The following is a 3,889-nucleotide window of genomic DNA, read 5'->3' as shown; positions in this document are numbered from 1 at the left end:
GCAGGTCGGCTGGGTCGGCGGCGCCGCAGCGACGGCAGGCGTCTCGCTGCAGCCGCAGGCGGACAAGCCGGGCGAAGTCACCGACGCAACGTTCGGGCCGCATTCGCACGGGGACGGTTGCGGCGGCGCGGGCGCCGGTCGCGCCGGTTCGTCCCGGCTCAACAGGTTCATGCCCAGCCCTCCCAGGCAGCCGCTGACCAGCGCGGCCAGCGGCGTGAACGCGGCGAACACCGGGCCCAGCAGGCTGTACACCGCCAGGATGCTGTCGGCGCCCGTCATGGGCGTGGCCAGCAGGAACGCCGTGGTCGCACCCCGGCCCGCGCCCGACTTGCGCAGCGACGCCGCCACCGGGATGACGCTGCACGAGCAGAGGGGCAGCGGGATGCCGAACAGGGCCGCCTTGACCACCGGCCAGAATCCACCGCCGCCCAGATGGCGGGCCACCAGCCGCGCGGGAATCAGCACCGACAGCAGCCCGGCCATGGCGAAGCCGAAGAGCAGGTACGGCGACATCCGGCACAGGACGGCCCAGAATTCAGCTGCGATTCGGATCAGAGTATCCACAGTCAATGTCCCGCCGATCGAAGAATTGACCACCTTCGGGCGGTCATCGTGATTCAGATGATTCCAAACCGCCCTGGGATGCAACCCACGGCCGGACGCCGGAGAAATTCTCGACTGGATCCGACGGTTCTGGTAGAATCGCGCGGACGCACCCCGGCCCGCGGGCCCAGAGGCGAAACCGGCATGGACCTGAGCACCACCATCGGCCCCCTGCGGCTGAAAAACCCCGTGATGACCGCCAGCGGCACCTTCGGCTACGGACTGGAATTCGCCCCGTACCTGGACCTGGCGCGCCTCGGCGCCGTCGTGGTCAAGGGGCTGAGCCTGGCGCCGCGGCCGGGCAACCCGTCGCCGCGCATCTACGAAACCCCGGCGGGGATGCTCAACGCCATCGGTTTGCAGAACGTGGGTATCGATGCCTTCCTCCGCGACAAGCTCCCGCCGCTGCGCGCCACCGGCGCCACCATCATCGCCAACGTGCTGGGCGGCAGCGTCGAGGAGTACGTCGAGGCGGCCCGCCGGCTGGCCGGCGCAGACGGGCTGGCGGCGCTGGAACTCAACGTCTCCTGCCCCAACGTCACGGCGGGCGGCATCCACTTCGCCACCGACCCCGCCCAGACCGGCCGGGTGACCGGAGCGGTCCGCCGGGCCATCGGCGATTTTCCGCTGATCGTCAAGTTATCGCCCAACGTGACCGATATCGTGGCGTTCGCCCGCGCCTGCCGCGACGCCGGGGCCGATGCGGTCTCGGCCGTGAACACCTTCGTGGGCATCGCCATTGACGCCGAGACCCTGCGGCCGCGCATCGCCAACGTGACCGGCGGGCTCAGCGGACCGGCGATCAAGCCGCTGGCCCAGCGGCTGGTCCATGACATCTGCCGGAGCGTGGACATCCCGGTCATCGGCATCGGCGGGGTCATGACCGCCATGGACGCTTTGGAATACCTGGCCCTGGGCGCACGGGCCGTCCAGGTGGGCACCGCCAACTACATCCGGCCCGCGATCACGATGGAAATCTTGGAGGGTGTGGAAGCCTTCTGCCGGCGCCGGGCGATCGACCGGATCGAGTCGTACATCGGCGCCTTCCACCGGCAGCCCCAGTCTCCTCCGCCGACGAGGTGAGCCCATGACCGCAACGACCGAAGATCCACGACAGCGCCTGATCCTGGCCCTCGACGTGGACGACCGGACTCAGGCCCGCGACATGGTGCGGCGCACCGTGGCCTCGGTGGGCATCTACAAAGTCGGCCTGCAGCTCTTCGTGGCCGAGGGGCCCGACCTGGTCCGCGAGCTGGTGGCCGAGGGCGCCCGGGTGTTCCTCGACCTCAAGCTCCACGACATTCCCAACACCGTCCTGGGCGCCGCCCGCCAGGTGGCGCGGCTCGGCGCCGCCATGTTCACGGTGCACTGCGCCAACGGCGCCCGGGGTCTGACCGAGGCGCTGGGCGGCCTGCGCGAGTTCTGCGCCCGGGAGCGCCTGGCCGAGCCGCTGATGCTGGGCGTCACCGTCCTGACGAGCATGTCCGACGCCGATCTTCACGGGATCGGCGCGGGGGGCGGAACCGAGCGGCAGGTGGAGATCCTGGCCGGCATGGCCTACCGGGCCGGCCTGCGGGGCTTCGTCGCGTCGCCGCTGGAGGCGGCCGCGCTCCGCCGGTCCTTCGCCGACGCGTTCATTGTGACGCCGGGGATCCGGCCGGCCGGCGCCGACGCCGGCGACCAGTCCCGCATCACCACGCCGCGCGACGCCATCGCCGCCGGCGCCTCCGCCATCGTCGTGGGCCGGCCCATCCTGCGGGCGCCCGATCCCGGCGCGGCGGCCGCGGTCATCCTGGCGGAAATCCGCCAGGCGCTCGCCGGTTAGCGCCGTCCGGACAGGCCCCTGCTTGACAGCCGAACGCTTTCACACTATCATCAGCCGCTTGCGCCGGCACCGAGACTTCGCCTCGGTGCCGAAACGCACCGGATGATCCCGGCGGGATGCAGCTTCGACTCAAATTTCAGAAACCGTCGGCGATCCATTTCCGAATAATGGTCATCAATTGGGAGTCGCTCCCGCGGACTTGAACCCACAGCTGGAGGCATCACGTGGCAGTTGGAATCTTCGGAAACCTCGTTGACTATTTCATCAAGGGCGGCTTCGTCATGTGGCTGCTGCTGGCCTGCTCCATCGCCGGCCTGGTCATCATCATCGAGCGGGCCATCTTCTTCCGCCGGATGTCAGTCAATCCGCAGCTGCTTTTCGGCAAGGTGCGGACCCAGCTTCTGGAGCGCAATCTGCAGGGCGCGCTGGACACCACCGGCCAGACGCCGGGTCCCCTGTCCGACGTGCTCAAGGCCGGCCTGCTTCGATTCGGACGGCCGCATGAAGAAATCATCCGGGCCATTGAGAGCGTCTCTCTCCACGAGGTGTCCCGGCTGGAGCGCGGGCTCTGGATCATGGCCACGGTGGCCAACGTCGCTCCCCTGCTCGGCTTCCTGGGGACCGTCACCGGCATGATCGACTCCTTCGGCGTGCTGGGGTCGGTGGGTTTCGGCGACCCCAAGCTCGTGGCCAAGGGCATCGCCGAGGCGCTCATCACCACCGCCACCGGTCTCATGATCGCCTTCCCGGTGCAGCTCGCCTACAACCTGTTCACCACCCGGGTGAACAACTTCGTGCTGCTGATGGAAACCACGTCCGCCATGCTGCTGGAAACGTTCGCTGAAATCGAAGAGGAGCCCAAACCCCGGTCATGATTATCCGATATCGGACCCGGCCCGTCACCGCAGTCATACCCACGGCCTCGATGGCCGACATCGCCTTTCTGCTCATCACCTTCTTCATGTTCACCACGAGCTTCAGCGTGGACCGGACCGACGTCCAGCTCCCCGCATCCGTCGTGCAGCAGAAGGTGGAAAAGGACGCCGCCATCATCGCCATCACCGCCGACGAGGGGATCCGCATCTCCGACGGCATTCGGGAGAGCGAGCTGGTGACCGACATGGCCAAGCTGGAGTCGATCCTCAAGGAAATCGTCCAGACCCATCCCAGCCGCCAGTTCATCATCAAGTGCGACAAGCGGGCGCCCTACCGTTCATTCAACACGGTCTATGAAATGATGTTGCGCAACAGCATCCGCAACATCTCGCTCTTGACCGAAAAGAAGGGGTGAGGCCATGAAATCCCGAGTCTCCCTGCGCGGCAAGCTGACTTCCGAGATCCCCACGTCTTCGATGGCCGACATCGCCTTCCTGCTCAATCCCCCGACCATGGATGATGTCCTGGAAATCGCCGAGGCAGGGCTCAGGATGCCCCACAACTCCACCTATTTCTACCCGAAGG

6 protein-coding genes are annotated in these 3,889 nt (G+C 67.5%); 5 read left to right on the top strand and 1 reads right to left on the bottom strand.

Annotated features, from left to right (window positions below; genetic code table 11):
* Window positions 1-513 (bottom strand): permease (locus GX414_10245; protein ID NLI47477.1); only part of this gene is annotated, 513 nt, incomplete at its 3' end.
* Window positions 514-621: 108 nt separating this feature from the next.
* Between GX414_10245 and GX414_10240 the strand changes: the two genes are divergently transcribed.
* From GX414_10240 to GX414_10220, 5 genes are all read left to right on the top strand, one after another.
* On the top strand, window positions 622-1,686 hold the full coding sequence (locus tag GX414_10240; protein ID NLI47476.1) for a dihydroorotate dehydrogenase: 1,065 nt from the start codon (window positions 622-624) through the stop codon (window positions 1,684-1,686).
* Window positions 1,687-1,690: 4 nt separating this feature from the next.
* Window positions 1,691-2,428, top strand: coding sequence for an orotidine-5'-phosphate decarboxylase (pyrF, locus tag GX414_10235; GenBank protein NLI47475.1), 738 nt, complete (start codon window positions 1,691-1,693; stop codon window positions 2,426-2,428).
* A gap of 224 nt (window positions 2,429-2,652) precedes the next feature.
* The gene (locus tag GX414_10230) at window positions 2,653-3,303 is read left to right on the top strand and encodes a MotA/TolQ/ExbB proton channel family protein (protein NLI47474.1); all 651 of its coding nucleotides are present in this window, start codon (window positions 2,653-2,655) and stop codon (window positions 3,301-3,303) included.
* Window positions 3,300-3,719: a biopolymer transporter ExbD gene (locus tag GX414_10225; protein ID NLI47473.1), complete on the top strand. Its 420-nt coding sequence runs from the start codon at window positions 3,300-3,302 to the stop codon at window positions 3,717-3,719. Before GX414_10230 ends, GX414_10225 begins: the two co-directional genes overlap by 4 nt.
* A gap of 4 nt (window positions 3,720-3,723) precedes the next feature.
* Window positions 3,724-3,889 (top strand): DUF1015 domain-containing protein (locus GX414_10220; protein NLI47472.1); only part of this gene is annotated, 166 nt, incomplete at its 3' end.

This window comes from Acidobacteriota bacterium, from assembly GCA_012517875.1.
Classification (GTDB): domain Bacteria; phylum Acidobacteriota; class JAAYUB01; order JAAYUB01; family JAAYUB01; genus JAAYUB01.
Note: the sequence above shows the minus strand (reverse complement) of the source record. Positions and strands in the feature narration are given on the sequence as shown.

Excerpts from the sequence above, each read along its gene's own strand:
- pyrF (NLI47475.1), top strand. The coding sequence starts at position 1,691 with ATGACCGCAACGACCGAAGATCCACGACAGCGCCTGATCCTGGCCCTC.
- GX414_10240 (NLI47476.1), top strand. The coding sequence starts at position 622 with ATGATTCCAAACCGCCCTGGGATGCAACCCACGGCCGGACGCCGGAGA.
- GX414_10225 (NLI47473.1), top strand. The coding sequence starts at position 3,300 with ATGATTATCCGATATCGGACCCGGCCCGTCACCGCAGTCATACCCACG.